The following is a 14,702-nucleotide window of genomic DNA, read 5'->3' on the forward strand; positions in this document are numbered from 1 at the left end:
GTGTCATCCGTACCCCCGGCGGCCACCGCCTTCCACCAGGCCCACGAGCAGTCCGACGCGGTGCTCCACGCACTCGGCGGCCTCGGCGTGCCCGTCGACACCAGCGGCCTGCGCAGCCTGCACCTCGAGGGACCGCAGGTGATGTGGCTCGTCATGGCCGGCGCCCTGGACCTGTTCGCCGTCGACGCGGCGGAAGAAGGCCACTGGCACTTCCTCGGCCGGCTCGAACCGGGCACGCTGCTCCTCGGCCCGGTCGAGGGACCACGGCACACCCTGACGGGCCGGCCCTCGCAGGACTGCGTGCTGCAACGGATCCCGCTGCGGGAGCTGTACGTACCGGACCAGGCGTACCCGCCCGCGTATCAGGACCCGTACGGCCGGACGGCGGCCACCCAGCTCGAGTACGCCTTCGGGCTCGGTGTCGGCCGCGGTCTCGGGGTGCTCTTCGAGGCGCCGCTCGAGGGCCGTCCGGCCGGCGAGGAGGCCATGGCCGACGACGACATCCTGTGGATGCAGGTCGAGCCGGGCAGCGTGCAGTACGGGGCCTCCTACAGCGCGGAGGCGGCGGGCGACCTGCTCGTCGAGGGCGCCATGTGGCAGAGCATGGTGAACCAGCAGTACCGGCTGCTGTCCGCGGTTGACGGCTGGATCGAAGCGCTGGAGCGTGCGCACGAGGACCGGACGGCCGCCGGAATCAAGGCCGGCGCCGATGTGCGCGCCCGGGCCGACGAGGCGCTGCTCGCCTCCATCGGCAGGCCGGACCGCGCCGCACGCGGTGCCGGAGGCACGGACGGCGACGACACGCTGCTGGCGGTGTGCCGGCAGGTCGCCGCCGCCACCGGGATCGCGCTCACCGAACCCCCGCGGAGCGGCGCGGCGGACGACCGCGTCGGCCCCGTCGAACGCATCGCCGTCGCCTCCCGTCTCCGCACCCGGCCCGTCCGTCTCCAGGGCCGCTGGTGGCGCACCGACGCCGGCCCGCTGGTGGGCCACCGGGCCGCCTCCGGCGCCCCCGTCGCCCTGATCTGGCGCCGCGGACGCTACGAAGCGGTCAATCCGCTCACCGGCTCCCGCACCCGGGTCGGCAGCGACAACGCGGACGAGTTCGAGGAACGCGCCGTCATGTTCTACCGGCCGCTGCCCGAGCGGCCCGCGAGCATCTGGCGGCTGGCCCGCTTCAGCATCCGCGGCAGCCGCAAGGACCTGCGGAACCTGGCCCTGGCCGGCCTCGTCACCGTCGGGCTCGGCGCGCTGGTGCCGATCGCGACCGGACAGATCCTCGGTGTGTACGTCCCCAAGGCCGAGAGCGGCCTGATCGTGCAGGTCTCGTTCGCCCTCATGGTCACCAGCATCGTCTCCGCCGCGTTCATGCTGCTGCAGAACCTCACCGTCCTGCGGATGGAGGGCCGGATCGAGAGCACCCTCCAACCCGCCGTCTGGGACAGGCTCCTGCGCCTGCCGACCACGTTCTTCGCCGAGCGGTCGACCGGGGAGCTGGCGAGCGCGGCCATGGGCATCAGCTCGATACGCCGCGTCCTGTCCGGCATCGGCCCCGTGGCCCTGCAGTCCACCACCCTCGGTGCGATGAACGTCGTGCTGCTCCTCTGGTACAGCGTTCCGCTGGCGCTCGCGGCCATCGGCATGCTGCTCGTCATCGGCGCGGTGTTCCTCGGCATGGGGCTGTGGCAGGTCCGCTGGCAGCGCAAGCTGGTGGAACTCTCCAACAAGCTCAACAACCAGGCGTTCCAGACCCTGCGCGGCCTGCCCAAGCTCCGCGTCGCCGCGGCGGAGAGCTTCGCCTACGCGGCCTGGGCGCGGCAGTTCGCCCGCTCCCGCGAACTCCAGCAGCGGGTCGGCCGGATCAAGAACCTGACCACCGTGCTGGACGCGGTCTATCTGCCGCTGTGCTCGCTCATCATGTTCATGCTGCTCGCAGGACCGGCACGCGGCTCCATGTCCGCCGCCGAGTTCCTCACCTTCAGCACCGCCGTCACCATGCTGCTGACCTCCGTCACCCAGCTCACCGGCGTGCTGGTGTCGGCCGCCGCCGCACTGCCCATGTTCGAGCAGGTGCGCCCCATCCTCGACGAGGCCCCCGAGGTGCGCGGATCGAGTGCGCAGCCCGGCACCCTGTCCGGCGCGATCGAGGCCAGGAAACTCACATTCCGGTACGCCGACGACGGCCCGCCGGTCCTCGACGACGTGTCGCTCCAGGTGCGGCAGGGCGAGTTCGTGGCGATCGTCGGCCCGAGCGGATGCGGCAAGTCGACCTTGCTGCGGCTGCTCATCGGCTTCGACAGGCCCGCTTCCGGCACGGTCCTCTACGACGGCCAGGACCTGGCCGCGCTGGACCCCGCCGCCGTGCGCCGGCAGTGCGGTGTGGTGCTCCAGAACGCCCAGCCGCTCACCGGCTCGATCCTCGACTGCATCTGTGGCGCGGAGACCTTCACGCAGGACGAGGTCTGGGAGGCGGCGGAAATGGCGGGGCTGGCGGAGGACATCAAGCGGATGCCGATGGGCCTGCACACCCTGATCTCGTCCGGCGGGGCGATCTCCGGCGGTCAGCGGCAGCGGCTGATGATCGCTCAGGCGCTGGTGCGGCGGCCGCGCATCCTCTTCTTCGACGAGGCCACCAGCGCGCTCGACAACGAGACGCAGCGCGTCGTCATCGAGAGCACCCGCCGGCTGGACGCCACCAGGGTCGTGATCGCCCACCGGCTGTCCACCGTGATGGACGCGGACCGGGTGATCGTGATGGAGGAGGGCCGGGTCGTCGAGGAGGGCAGGCCCGCCGAGCTGCTCGCCGACGCGGGCGGCCGGCTCCACGGACTGGTACGGCGGCAGCTGGCGTGAACGGGGAGCAGGGCGCTACCGCCTGCGGTGCGTGCCGCCGCCGCCCGTGAGGAGGGCGTCGCCGACGAGCCTGACCCCGCGGGCCAGCCGGCCGAGCTGCTCGAGCTCGACCGCGTACAGCCGGATGGTGTTCTCGATGACGGTCTCCGCCACGCCCAGCGGCGGCAGCTCGCACCGGGAGGTCTGCAGGGCGGCCCGTACCGCCCGCATCTCGTGCTGTATCTGCAGCTGCGCGTGCCGGGCGAGCAGGACGGGGTGCCTGTTGAGCGTCGAGTAGCCGGCGTAACGGGCCGGCAGCAGATCGCGCAGCCAGCGCGCGGCGGTCCGTTCCCAGTCGTGGCTGCCGGGGGCCTTCACCTGGCACGGCCAGTCCGGATCGACCGGGGAGAGGGTTCGGGACATTCGTCGTCGCTCCGGGTGGTGCCGATGAACTCTGATCGAGAGATGTGCGGCGGTCCCGGCCCAGGGGTTGACCGGGACCGCCGAGGGCGTCCGCGGCGGAATGCGGAGCCCGGATTGAACACCAAAGGACGGCACGAGGAGGGAGCGCCGACCCGGGTGTTCGGTTGGTGAGGGCTCGGGTGCGGCCCTCATGGCTACGGAGGACACCGGCGCCAGGAGCAGTAAATATATATACCGTCGAGTACGCAAGGGTATGAAAAATTTCATGCACCGCTGGGCATGAAAAATACCGGTAAGAGACCGGTTCGAGCACCGAAAGCCAGGCGGTTCAGTCGTCCAGGAAGAAGTCGTGCTGATCCGCCACCTGCTCGTAGCCCTCCAGCCGCACCTGCGTCCGCTCCGGATCGGCGTCCGCCATGGCCTGCAGCACCGCTGCGGACAGCACCCCGGGAGCCGCGTACGAGTCGAACACCAGCCGTGACCCCGTCCCCGCCGTCAGCGTCACATCGGCCTCGTCCACCAGCGGCCCCAGCGTCAGATCGGTGATCAGCGCGATGCGCAGACCGGTGCGGCGGGCCGCCCGCAGCGCCGCCAGCGTCTCATTGGCGTGCCGGGGCATCGCGAAGGCCAGCACCCAGGTCCCGCCCGCCTCCCGGGACTGCAGCAGCGCGTCGTAGGCCACGCTGCCGCCCCGGGTCACCAGCCGCACATCGGGGTGGATACGGCGCGCGGCGTACGCGAAGTACTCCGCGAGCGAGACGGAGATCCGCAGCCCGAGAACCGTCAGCGGCATCGACAGAGCCAGCTCCCGGCCGATGCCGAGCACCCGGTCGGTGTCCGCCAGCACCCGCCGCAGGTTCTCGAGGTTCTGGATCTCGGCGTCGACGGCCGCCTGGAGCTCGTTGCGGCGGATCTCCGCACGGGTCTCCGGCGAGCCGGCCACCGCGCTCAGCGCGATCGGCTGCAACGCCTCCCGCAGTGCCGGATAGCCGCTGTAGCCGAGGGACGTCGCGAACCGTGTCACCGACGGCTGGCTGACCCCGACCCGCTCCGCGAGGTCGGTGATCGACAGGAACGCGGCCTCGGTCAGGTGGTCGATGATGTACTGCGCGATGCGCCGCTGACCAGGGGAGAGACGGTGGCCGCCGAGCAGTGCGAGCACCCGCTCCGCGGGAGCGGGCTGCTGCTCCTCGGGCGGTCCGCCCGGGGTGATCGCGGCGGCCTGCGCACGTTCCTGCTGCCCTGATGGCACCGGTGTGCCCCCTTCTATGTCCAACTCCTGCTCAACATAGCCCACCGGCCGCGCCGGTCAGGGTGATCGTCCACGCGGGCGCCGGCCCCCCGCCGACGAGCGTCGAGGAGATGCGCCGCCCGTACGGCCGGGAGCATGCTGGCAGGGTGACCCGGTACGGCGAAGACGTGCCCGAGGCCCCCGCCGAGGAAGGCCCGGACCCCGTGCACAAGCACGGCCGCGACCCGCAGGCGGACGAACTCGCCATGGTCCTCGCCCAGGCCGAGGTGAGCGCCATCGAGGCCGTCGGCGGCTTCGCGGGCGGCCTGTACCTGCGGTCCGCCGCACCCGAACTCCTGCGCCTGGCGGTGATCGCCGGGCTGCCGTCGAAGCTGTTCCGGCACTGGTGGGGCATGCATGTGAACCGCCCCTTCCCGCACTCGGACGTCTACCGCACCGGTCAGCCGGTCTACCTCGGCGACGCGGAGGAGGCGATGCGCCGCTACCCCCAGCTGATGGCCGGCCTGCCCTTCCCCTTCGGATCGCTGTACGTGCCGATCTCCCACGAGCGCGAGAACTTCGGCGTCATCGGCGTGCTGCGGCCGGCCACTCCCGGCCAGCCGGTCTCCGAGGCCGACCGGCGGCGCATCCACGAAGTGGGTGACCGGCTCGGCGCCACGCTGGCCGCCATGGCGCCGGACCGGCCGCGTATCGAGTGGGACGCCGAACCGCTGGCCGTGACCCTCCAGTCGCTGACCGCGCCGCCCCTGCGCATCGGCGCGTTCGACTGGAACCTCGAGGCGGGCACCGTGACCGGCGACGAAGGCTGGTGCACCATTCTCGGCACCGACCCCTCACAGCTGCCGCTCACCGTGGAGGCGGTGGCCGCGCGGATCGAACCGGAGGACGCCTACGGGCTGTGGGCCCTGGCCCGCCGGTCCGCCGAGTCGGACCGGCCGGTCACCCGCAGACTGCGCCTCCAGGGCGCCGACGGCCGGCCGCACCTGCTCGAACTCACCGGCCGCCGCAGACGCCCCACGGTCGACGGGACGGCCACCCACCTGACCGGGTACCTGGTCGACCTCGGCGCGGGACCGGTCGTCCCCGAGGCCGCCGACCGGCTTCCGGTGGGCATCTGCTCCGTCGACCGCCTCGGACGCATCTCGTACATGAACGAGCACGCGGAGAGGCTTCTCGGACAGCCGCGCGCCCATATGATCGGACGGGTCCTGTGGGAGGCCGTCGACTCGTTCGGGCAGGCCGCCCACGAGGACCACTACCGGGCGGCGCTGCTCTCGCCCGACCCGGTCCACTTCCTGCTCAAGGGAACCGGCGAATGGCTGTCCGTCACCCTCTACTCCAGCCTCGACGGTCTCACCATCACCCTCGACGCGGGCGAACAGCCCACCTACGCCCCGGGATCCTTGGCCGCACCCGGCGCGGGTCTCGGTTCACCGGCGGACCGGGCCGTGGCCCTGTACCGCCCGGTCGCCCTCGCCATCGCGCTCACCGAGGCGGTCACGGCACGGCAGGTCTCCGCGGTGGTCACCGAGGAACTGCTGCCCGCGTTCGGCGGCCGGCAACTGGCGATCTATCTGCTCAGCAACCGCCATCTTTACCTGGCCTGGGAGACCGGGTTCCCCAGGGGCTTCCTCAACCGCTTCGACGGAGTGGGCCTCGACACGAAACTACCCGGCGTCGAGACCCTCACCTCCGGCCGGCCCCTGTTCTTCGAGTCGATGCAGAACCTCGCCGCCGCCTACCCCGGCATCCCCATGGACGCGCACGTCGGCGCCCGGGCCTTCCTGCCGCTGATCGCCTCCGGCCGCCCCGTCGGGTCCTGCATCCTCGGCTTCGACCAGCCCCGCGGGTTCAGCCCGGAGGAGCGCACCGTCCTCACGGCGCTCGCCGGACTCATCGCCCAGGCCCTCGAACGGGCCCGCCGCTACGACTCGGAGGCGGCGCTCGCCCGCGGCCTCCAGGACGCCCTGCTCCCGCACCGGCTGCCCGCCGTCGAGGGGCTCGACACGGTGGCCCGGCACCTGCCGGGCACCCAGGGCATGGAGGTCGGCGGCGACTGGTACGACGTCATCGACACCGGCAGGGGGATGGCGCTCATCATCGGGGACGTACAGGGCCACGGCGTCCAGGCGGCCGCCACCATGGGGCAACTGCGCAGCGCGGTAAGGGCCCTCGCCGTCAGCGGCCACACTCCCGTGGAGGTGATGACCGGTACCAACCGGCTGCTCATCGACCTCGACCCCGGCCTCTTCGCCAGCTGCTGCTACATCGTGCTCGACCCGGCCACCGGCCGCGCGGACGCCGTCCGCGCCGGCCATCTCCAGCCCCTGCTGCGGCACCCGGACGGCCGCACGGACGTGCTCGCCCTGCCGGGCGGAGTGGTCCTCGGCGTGGACGCCCGCGCCGTCTACCCCGTCACGGAACTGGCCCTGGAACCCGGTGCGGTGCTCGCCCTGTTCACCGACGGCCTCGTCGAACAGCCGGGCACCGACATCGACCTGGGCATCGAAAGACTGCGGCACACGTTCTCCGAACTGGGATACGCCCCGCTGTCGGACACCGCCGACCGACTCATCAACGAGGCCCGCCAGAACCCCGACCGCCCCGACGACATCGCCCTGCTGCTCGCCGCGCGGTGGTCACAGACCACCGGAACGAGGGGCGGCGGCCCCACCCCGTGATCTCGAGGCCGCCCCGACCTGCACGCTCACCAACCCCTGCCTCCCGCCGCCCCGGACTAACGTGGCCCCATGGACAGGCACGACGCGACCGGCCCGCGAACCGAAGACCCCGGCTTCCCGGCGCGGACCGCGCCCCGGTGCGGCGGACTCGGCGAACTGGACGAGGCCGTCAGCCGGTGCCGCGCCTGTCCGAGACTCGTCGCCTGGCGGGAGCAGGTCGCCACGGACCGGCGTGCGGCCTTCTCCGGCTGGGAGTACTGGGGCCGGCCGGTGCCGGGCTTCGGCCCCGCCGACGCGTCGCTCGCCGTCGTCGGCCTCGCCCCCGCCGCCCACGGCGGGAACCGCACCGGCCGCATGTTCACCGGGGACGACTCCGGCGACCTGCTGTTCGCCGCTCTCCACGCCGTCGGGCTCGCCTCACAGCCCACGTCCACGCATCGCGGCGACGGCCTCGTCCTGCACGGCGTGCGCGTCACCGCGCCCGTCCACTGCGCGCCGCCGCAGAACAGGCCGACGACCGCCGAGCGGGACACCTGCCGCCCCTGGTTGGCGACCGAGCTGTCACTGCTGACGAACCTGCGCGCGATCGTCGTCCTCGGCGGTTTCGGATGGCAGGCCCTGCTGCCCGTCCTCGAAGCCACCGGCCGCCGACTGCCCAGGCCGCGCCCCGCGTTCGGGCACGGCGCCCATGTCGTCCTGCCGGGCGACGACGACCGGTCGGAGCTGCATCTGTTCGGGAGCTACCACCCCAGCAGACGCAACGTGTCCACCCGGCTGATGACCCTGCGGATGCTCGTCGACGTGCTCCACGACGCCGCAGGCGTCAGCGGCCCCGGCCGCTGAGAGCCGGAGCCTTCTCGAGCGCGTGCAGCATCTTGTCGGGGGTCAGCGGCAGCTCGCGCAGCCGGACGCCCGTCGCGTGGTGCACCGCGTTCGCCACCGCCGCCGCCGTGCCGACGATGCCGATCTCACCGATGCCCTTGCTGCCCATCGGATTGAGGTACGGGTCGTCCTCCTCGATCCACTGCGCCTCGACGGAGTGCACGTCGGCGCAGACGGGCACGTGGTACGAGGCGAGATCGCACTCCGCGAAGTCCCCGAAGCGCTCGTCCATCGTGCTGCCCTCCATCAGCGCCATGCCGATGCCCATCGTCATCCCGCCGATGAACTGGGACCGCGCGGTACGCGCGTTGAGGATGCGGCCCGCAGCGAACACGCCGAGCATCCGGCGCACCGCCACCTCGCCCGTCACCGTGTCCACCTGCGCCTCGCAGAAGACGGCGCCGAAGGCGTGCCGCGCGTGGGCGGGCTCCTTGCCCGTCTCCTCCCTGGTGTCGGCCGACACGGTCACGCCCTCCGCCGGCAGCGGGCCGCGGAGGTCCGCGAGGCGCTTGGCCAGGAGGGTGCAGGCCTTGTGGACGGCCCAGCCCCAGGAGGCCGTTCCGGACGATCCGCCGGCCAGCGGCGCCGCAGGCAGGTCGGAGCTGCCGATCTCGACGGTCACCGTCTCCAGCGGTGTGTTCAGCGCGTCCGCGGCGATCTGCGCGAGCACGGTCCTGGCGCCGGTGCCGATGTCGGTGGCGTTGACCCGGATGCGGTGGACGCCGTCGTGCCCCAGGTGGGCGGTGGCCGTGGAGGGGGCGATCAGCACGGGGTAGGTGCTCGCCGCGACGCCGGTGCCGAGCAGTAGGTCGCCTTCCCGGGTGACGCCCGGACGTGGGTCGCGGTCCTGCCAGCCGAAGACGTCGGCGCCACGGCGGAGGCAGGCGGTGAGGTTCCTGCTGCTGAACGGAAGCCCCGAGTCGGGCTCGGCCGCCGGTTCGTTGCGCAGCCGCAGCTCGACCGGGTCCAGTCCGGTGGCGACGGCGAGTTCGTCCATCGCCGACTCCAGGGCGTACATTCCGGGCGCCTCGCCGGGGGCGCGCATCCACGACGGGGTCGGCACGTCGAGGGCCACCACCCGGTGCGCGGTCCGGCTGGCGGGGGAGACGTACATGACCCGGGCCGGGACGGCGGCCTGCTCCACGAACTCCCGCACCCGCGAGGTCTGGGTGACCACCTCGTGGGCGAGAGCCGTGATCCGGCCGTCGGCGCCGGCGCCCAGGCGGACATGATGCAGTGTCGGCGCCCGGTGGCCCACGACGGCGGGCAGCTGACGGCGCGGCAGGGCCACCTTCACCGGGTGCCCGGTGTGACGTGCGGCCATCGCGGCCAGCACCACCGGCGGCCGGGGCGTCCCCTTCGATCCGAAGCCGCCACCGACGTGCTCGGACACCGCGGTGACCTGCTTCCTGTCCAGCCCGAACAACTGGGCCAGGGCGTCCCTGACCGCTCCGGAACCCTGGCTCGAGTCCCGGACCGTCAGCCGGCCCTCGTGCCAGTGGGCGGTGGCCGCGTGCGGCTCCATCGGATGGTTGTGCAGCGCGGTGAGCCGGTAGGAGGTGTCGACGCGGACGTCGGCCGCCGCGTACGCGCCCTCGAAGTCGCCCCTCTCACGCACCGCGGGATGGCCCCCGTTGGCCTCCTCGGGCGTGTAGACGTCCGGATGGGACTCGGTGAGCCGTACGTCGTGTTCCTCGGTCTCGTAGCCGACGCGTAGGGCGGCGGCGCCGGCACGGGCGTTCTCGAGGGTGTCGGCCAGGACCAGGGCGATGTACCAGCCCCTGTGCGGCACGCGGTCGTCCTGGAGGAGACGGAGGGTCGGGTCGTCCGGCTGCCCGAGGCGGGGGGCGTTCTCGTGGGTGAGCACCGCCAGCACACCGGGCATGTCCAGTACTTCCGCTGTGCCGAGCGACGTGACGCGGCCGCGGGGGATCGCGGCGGGCACGGGCCAGCCGTACACGCAGCCGGACGGGGTGTGTTCTGCGGCGTAGCGTGCCGCGCCGGCGACCTTCTCGCGTGCCTCCCGCCGTTCGGCGGGCGCACCCAGCACGGCGGGCGGCCTGCTCATGACCGCTCCTCGCTGACGTCCTCGTCGTCCCCGCTGACGTCCTCGCCGTCCGCGAGCCCGGCGAGGACGTCGACGGCGAGATTCCGTGCGAGCCGCACCTTGAACGCGTTGTCCCGCAGCGGCTTCGCCGCAGCGAGCTCCGCCTCGGCCGCGGCGGCGAAGGCCTCTCGGCCGGCCGGCCCGCCGACGAGCAGTTCCTCCGCCCTGCGGGCCCGCCACGGCCGGTGGGCGAGTCCGCCGAAGGCCAGCCCCGCGTGCCGGACCCGGCCGTCCTCGACGGAGAGGACCGCGGCGACGGACACCAGGGCGAAGGCGTACGAGGCACGGTCGCGGGCCTTGCGGTACGAGGATCGCGCCCCGGCGGGCACGGGGGGCAGTTCCACGCCCGTGATCAGCTCGCCGGGCCGCAGCTCGGTGTCCACCTGGGGGCGGTCACCGGGCAGCCGGTGGAAGTCGCTGACCGCCAGCGACCGGTCCCCGTCGGTGGAGTGCAGATGGACCGTGGCGTCGAACGCGGCGAGCGCGACCGCCATGTCGGAGGGGTGCGTGGCGACGCAGTGCTCCGAGTGGCCCAGCACGGCGAGGTCGCGGTGGACACCCTCCCGTGCGGGGCAGCCGGTGCCCGGCGCACGCTTGTTGCAGGGCTTGGAGATGTCCTGGAAGTACGTGCAGCGGGTGCGCTGGAGGAGGTTCCCGCCGGTGGTCGCCGCGTTCCGCAACTGCCCGGAGGCTCCGGAGAGCAGCGCCTGCGACAACGCGAAGTAGCGTGTCCGGACGGCCGGATGGGCGGCGAGGTCGCTGTTGCGCACGGCGGCGCCGATGAGGAGCCCGCCTCCCGGTACGCCCTCGACCGTGGCGAGCGGCAGCCGGCTCACGTCGATGAGCACGTCGGGCGTCGCGACGCCCAGCTTCATCAGGTCGACGAGGTTCGTGCCGCCCGCGAGGTACTGCGCCCCGGTGTGCGCGGCGTACGCGGCGACGGCTTCGGCGGCCGTGCCGGGTCGGACATAGGCGAAGGGTTTCACGGTGTCACGTCCTCGATGGCCGCCACGATGTTGGGGTACGCGCCGCAGCGGCACAGATTGCCGCTCATGCGCTCACGGATCTCACCGGGCGTGAGGGTGACGGCTCCGTCCGCCCCCTCCTGCCGCCCGGTCACCAGCGACGGACGGCCGTCGGCCGCCTCCGCCAGCATGGCCACTGCCGAGCAGACCTGCCCGGGGGTGCAGTAACCGCACTGGAGGGCGTCCCTGGCCACGAACGCCTCCTGGACGGGATGCAGTTCGCCGCCGGGGGCGAGACCCTCTGCCGTGGTGATGTGCGCCCCGTCGTGGGACACGGCCGGCATCAGACAGCTGTTCACCCGCCGACCGTCGGCGATGACGGTGCAGGAGCCGCACTGCCCGTGGTCGCACCCCTTCTTCGGACCCGTCAGGTCCAGGTGCTCGCGCAGGGTGTCCAGGACCGTGGTGCGGTGGTCGAGTGTCAGCGTGTGACTGACGCCGTTGACGTGCAGTGTGACCGCGGAGCGATGGGCGCTCGCGACGGTCGTGGCGCCGGCGGTCTCCGGTCGGCTGGTCGGTTCCACGCCGCAGCCCTTTCCCGTCGGATGAGATGGTTCGCTCTACTTCCTACCAGGCTGGGGTGCAATGCGCGGGTCGGCCGCTCACGAGCCCTCCGGCCCGTCCATGTTCCGCCGTTCGAGGGGCCGCACCGCCGGGCCTTGCAGTACGGAGCCGTCGGTACCGAACCGGGAGCCGTGGCAGGGGCAGTCCCAGCTGCGCTCCGCTTCGTTGAACGCCACCAGGCATCCCAGGTGGGTGCAGCGGGCGGACACCGCGTGGCACACCCCTTCGTCGTCGCGGTACACGGCGCAGCGCTGCCCGTTCAGACGTACGACCGCGCCCGTGCCCGGTGCGATGTCCGCGGCGGAGTCCATATGGGTGGTACGCAGCCGGTCCCCGACGAAGTGCTTGCCGACCTCGGCCTGCTGGGAGAGCAGGGTGGGGGCCTCGCGCAGTGTGCTCCAGATCCGCCGGGGGTCGTAGAGGTCCGCCCACGGCGCCTTGACGGCGCAGATCAGGCCCGCCAGCAGCCGCCCCGCCAGCACGCCGCTGCTCATGCCCCAGCCGCCGAAGCCCGTGGCGACATAGGTGTGCCGGGCGCCGGGATGGAAGGGCCCGATCAGCGGCACGGTGTCGCTCGCGTCGTTGTCCTGCGCCGCCCAGCGGTACATGGTCTCCTCCACCGGGAAGTGCGTGTGCATCCACTCGTCGAGGCGCTCGATCCGCTGGGGGACGTCCACCGTGCCGGGGGTGAAGGTCTCCCCGGTCACGATCAGCAACCGGCGGCCGTCGCCCCACGGAGCCGTGCGGACCGACCGTTTGGCGCCCTCCTCGCAGATGTACATCCCGGCCGGGTCCCGGTCGGCCGGCAGCGCCGCTGCCACCACCAGCTCACGGTGCGGCGACATCCGGGCGAACAGCAGCGCCCGGTCGAACACCGGGTAGTGCGTGGCGATCACGACATCGCGGGCGGTCACGGTGCGGCCGCCCTCCGTGGTGAGCCGGCAGGGTGAGCCTTCGTGCAGGCCGGTGACCCGGGTCCGCTCGTAGATCTTGTTGCCGTAGGCGGTGAGGTCCCGCGCCAGACCGAGGAGGTACTTGCGCGGATGGAACTGTGCCTGCTCCTCCATCCGCACCGCCCCGGCGACGCCGAAGGGCAGCCCGGTGTCCTCGACGTACGCAGCTTCCAGGCCCGCCTCCGCGGCGGCCTCGGCCTCGGCCTTGAGCGCGGAGCGCTGAGCCCCGTCCCGGGAGTAGACGTACGACGGGCCGCGCTCGAACTCGCACGCGATGCCGAGCGCGGAGGAGACCTCGGCGACGCGTTCCACCGCCGCCTGCTGGGAGCGGGCGTAGAGCCTGGCCCCCTCCGGCCCCCTGGTCCGGCGCAGCCGGTCGTAGATCAGGCCGTGCTGTGCCGTCACCTTCGCCGTGGTGAACCCCGTGACACCCGTCGCTATGCGGTCGGCCTCCAGCACCGCGACGGAGCGGCCGCCCTCCCGGGTCAGTTCCCAGGCCGTGCTCAGCCCGGCGATGCCGCCGCCCACCACGGCAACGTCGACGGTGATGTCGTCGGCGAGCGGCGGGAAGTCGGTGGCGTCGGTGGTGCGAATCCAGTGCGAGTCCGTCGTGCGCGGACGTGTGGCCCCGGCCGAGTGCGGGGCAGGAGATTCGTTCGACATGCGGTGCGGGTGCCCGGCAACGCGCCGGTGAAGCCTGTCCGCCCTCGTCGCGCCGGGGTGACTGACCGGAGGCGGACGGGGTACCCGCGAGAACAGAAATCCGGCGCCACGCATCCTGCCGGTAACGATCGAACAAGGAGGTGTCAGCCGTGGACACCCGGGCCGACACCGAAAGAGCCACCGGCCGGATCCCCGAGAGGGAACGGATACGCACCTGCAGGCCCGCGGTCATGTCAGGACGCGAATCCGACCGACAGGTGGAGAGCGACCCGGAGACGAACATCTTCCGGGGCGAGGACTGAACCGACCGTCTGACAGCGTACGGAGGCGCCAGCCATGGACGGATCCGGACTCTCCGAACCGGAAAGGCTGATCCTCGCGGAGATCGAACGGGATCTGCGGGCCGACGAATTCCTGGACCGCCGGTTGCGGACCATGAGTCCCGGACCGCCGCTCGCGCGGGTGACCCACCGATTCCGGTCGCACCTGCTCGCCGCCGCCGTGGGTGTGCTGGCGGCGCTGACGTTCGTCCTGCTCGCGATGGCGGCATCCACGTCGAAGCCCGTCCTGATCTGGGCGTTCGCCGCCACATGGGCCCTCACCCTGGTCGGACTGCTCACGCTCGTCTGCCGTTGGTCCAAGCGGCTGGCACAGCGCAGTCGGGTCCGGGGCCGCCGACGCCCGGGGCCGCCGTGATCGGCGGCCGGCGATGGGGATAGCGAGGACCGGTCCCGGCAAGCGCCGGGAGACCCCTCAACAACGACTGGACCGGCTCTGGGGCGAACTTCTCCGTGAGGTGAGGGTCGCCCTCGCCGGTGTCCAGTTGCTTTTCGTCTTTCTGCTCGCCGTCGCCTTCACCCCGCTCTTCCCGCGTCTCGGCGAGAGCGACAGGCTCATGTACGTGGTGTGCCTGCTCCTCGGGGCGGCCGCCACCGGCCTGCTGACGGCGCCGGTGAGCATCCACCGCATGGTCAGCGGCCGCGGGATGAAGTACGAGGCGGTCGCATGGGCCTCCCGCTTCACCATCGCCGGTCTGGCGATCCTGCTGTGCATGGTGGCGCTCGGCCTGCTGCTGGTGCTGCGAACCGTGACCGCGCTGAGCGACACGACCGCGCTGATCCTGGACGTGACCGTCGTCGGCGGGCTCACCGTGTGCTGGCTGGTGCCGGCGGTCCTGATGCGTCGCGGGAGCAGTGCCGCGTCGCCGGCCGGGCAGCGCGGCGAGGACGCCTCGAAGACGCCACAGGCACGGCTGCCGGAGGCGCGTCCGGGCAGTGAGGAGTACCGCCGGCCCTGACGGGGCCGGCGGTACTCCTCACT

At 72.5% G+C, this 14,702-nt stretch carries 12 protein-coding genes; 6 read left to right on the forward strand and 6 right to left on the reverse strand.

The window, feature by feature from the left end; genetic code table 11:
- A complete protein-coding gene (locus tag GLX30_RS32505; RefSeq protein ID WP_159694492.1) occupies positions 1 to 2,853 on the forward strand; it encodes an NHLP bacteriocin export ABC transporter permease/ATPase subunit in 2,853 nt (950 codons plus the stop codon).
- Between the two features lie 15 nt (positions 2,854 to 2,868).
- On the opposite strand, the gene GLX30_RS32510 is transcribed toward GLX30_RS32505, so the two are convergent.
- Both GLX30_RS32510 and GLX30_RS32515 read right to left on the reverse strand, forming a co-directional pair.
- A complete protein-coding gene (locus GLX30_RS32510) occupies positions 2,869 to 3,255 on the reverse strand; it encodes a hypothetical protein (protein ID WP_159694493.1) in 387 nt (128 codons plus the stop codon).
- Positions 3,256 to 3,583: 328 nt separating this feature from the next.
- Positions 3,584 to 4,507: a MurR/RpiR family transcriptional regulator gene (locus GLX30_RS32515; protein WP_167306890.1), complete on the reverse strand. Its 924-nt coding sequence runs from the start codon at positions 4,505 to 4,507 to the stop codon at positions 3,584 to 3,586.
- 245 nt (positions 4,508 to 4,752) lie between these two features.
- On the opposite strand from GLX30_RS32515, the gene GLX30_RS32520 reads away from it, so the two are divergent.
- On the forward strand, positions 4,753 to 7,188 hold the full coding sequence (locus GLX30_RS32520; protein ID WP_244258530.1) for a SpoIIE family protein phosphatase: 2,436 nt from the start codon (positions 4,753 to 4,755) through the stop codon (positions 7,186 to 7,188).
- Between the two features lie 69 nt (positions 7,189 to 7,257).
- Positions 7,258 to 8,031, forward strand: coding sequence for a uracil-DNA glycosylase (locus GLX30_RS32525; RefSeq protein WP_159694495.1), 774 nt, complete (start codon positions 7,258 to 7,260; stop codon positions 8,029 to 8,031).
- Here GLX30_RS32525 and GLX30_RS32530 read toward each other — a convergent pair.
- The 4 genes from GLX30_RS32530 to GLX30_RS32545 all read right to left on the reverse strand — a co-directional run bounded on the left by GLX30_RS32530 (position 8,012) and on the right by GLX30_RS32545 (position 13,382).
- Positions 8,012 to 10,138: a xanthine dehydrogenase family protein molybdopterin-binding subunit gene (locus tag GLX30_RS32530; protein ID WP_159694496.1), complete on the reverse strand. Its 2,127-nt coding sequence runs from the start codon at positions 10,136 to 10,138 to the stop codon at positions 8,012 to 8,014. The genes GLX30_RS32525 and GLX30_RS32530 overlap by 20 nt on opposite strands.
- Entirely contained in the window at positions 10,135 to 11,163 is a 1,029-nt protein-coding gene (locus GLX30_RS32535) for a xanthine dehydrogenase family protein subunit M (protein ID WP_159694497.1), read from the reverse strand. Before GLX30_RS32535 ends, GLX30_RS32530 begins: the two co-directional genes overlap by 4 nt.
- Positions 11,160 to 11,726: a 2Fe-2S iron-sulfur cluster-binding protein gene (locus GLX30_RS32540; RefSeq protein ID WP_159694498.1), complete on the reverse strand. Its 567-nt coding sequence runs from the start codon at positions 11,724 to 11,726 to the stop codon at positions 11,160 to 11,162. The genes GLX30_RS32535 and GLX30_RS32540 overlap by 4 nt, the downstream gene beginning before the upstream one ends.
- 78 nt (positions 11,727 to 11,804) lie before the next feature.
- Positions 11,805 to 13,382, reverse strand: coding sequence for an FAD-dependent oxidoreductase (locus tag GLX30_RS32545; protein ID WP_159694499.1), 1,578 nt, complete (start codon positions 13,380 to 13,382; stop codon positions 11,805 to 11,807).
- A gap of 149 nt (positions 13,383 to 13,531) precedes the next feature.
- On the opposite strand from GLX30_RS32545, the gene GLX30_RS32550 reads away from it, so the two are divergent.
- From GLX30_RS32550 to GLX30_RS32560, 3 genes are read left to right on the forward strand one after another with little or no spacing between them, the layout of a single operon-like run.
- A complete protein-coding gene (locus GLX30_RS32550; RefSeq protein ID WP_159694500.1) occupies positions 13,532 to 13,684 on the forward strand; it encodes a hypothetical protein in 153 nt (50 codons plus the stop codon).
- A 34-nt stretch (positions 13,685 to 13,718) separates the two neighbouring features.
- A complete protein-coding gene (locus GLX30_RS32555; protein WP_159694501.1) occupies positions 13,719 to 14,078 on the forward strand; it encodes a DUF3040 domain-containing protein in 360 nt (119 codons plus the stop codon).
- Between the two features lie 13 nt (positions 14,079 to 14,091).
- Entirely contained in the window at positions 14,092 to 14,679 is a 588-nt protein-coding gene (locus tag GLX30_RS32560) for a DUF6328 family protein (protein ID WP_208545527.1), read from the forward strand.
- The last annotated feature ends 23 nt before the right edge of the window (positions 14,680 to 14,702 follow it).

The sequence above is a fragment of the Streptomyces sp. Tu 2975 genome (assembly GCF_009832925.1).
Classification (GTDB): Bacteria; Actinomycetota; Actinomycetes; order Streptomycetales; family Streptomycetaceae; genus Streptomyces.

Coding starts and splice junctions, on each gene's coding strand:
- GLX30_RS32555 (WP_159694501.1), top strand. CDS start 13,719: ATGGACGGATCCGGACTCTCCGAACCGGAAAGGCTGATCCTCGCGGAG.
- GLX30_RS32525 (WP_159694495.1), top strand. CDS start 7,258: ATGGACAGGCACGACGCGACCGGCCCGCGAACCGAAGACCCCGGCTTC.
- GLX30_RS32520 (WP_244258530.1), top strand. CDS start 4,753: ATGGTCCTCGCCCAGGCCGAGGTGAGCGCCATCGAGGCCGTCGGCGGC.
- GLX30_RS32545 (WP_159694499.1), bottom strand. CDS start 13,382: ATGTCGAACGAATCTCCTGCCCCGCACTCGGCCGGGGCCACACGTCCG.
- GLX30_RS32530 (WP_159694496.1), bottom strand. CDS start 10,138: ATGAGCAGGCCGCCCGCCGTGCTGGGTGCGCCCGCCGAACGGCGGGAG.
- GLX30_RS32510 (WP_159694493.1), bottom strand. CDS start 3,255: ATGTCCCGAACCCTCTCCCCGGTCGATCCGGACTGGCCGTGCCAGGTG.
- GLX30_RS32560 (WP_208545527.1), top strand. CDS start 14,092: ATGGGGATAGCGAGGACCGGTCCCGGCAAGCGCCGGGAGACCCCTCAA.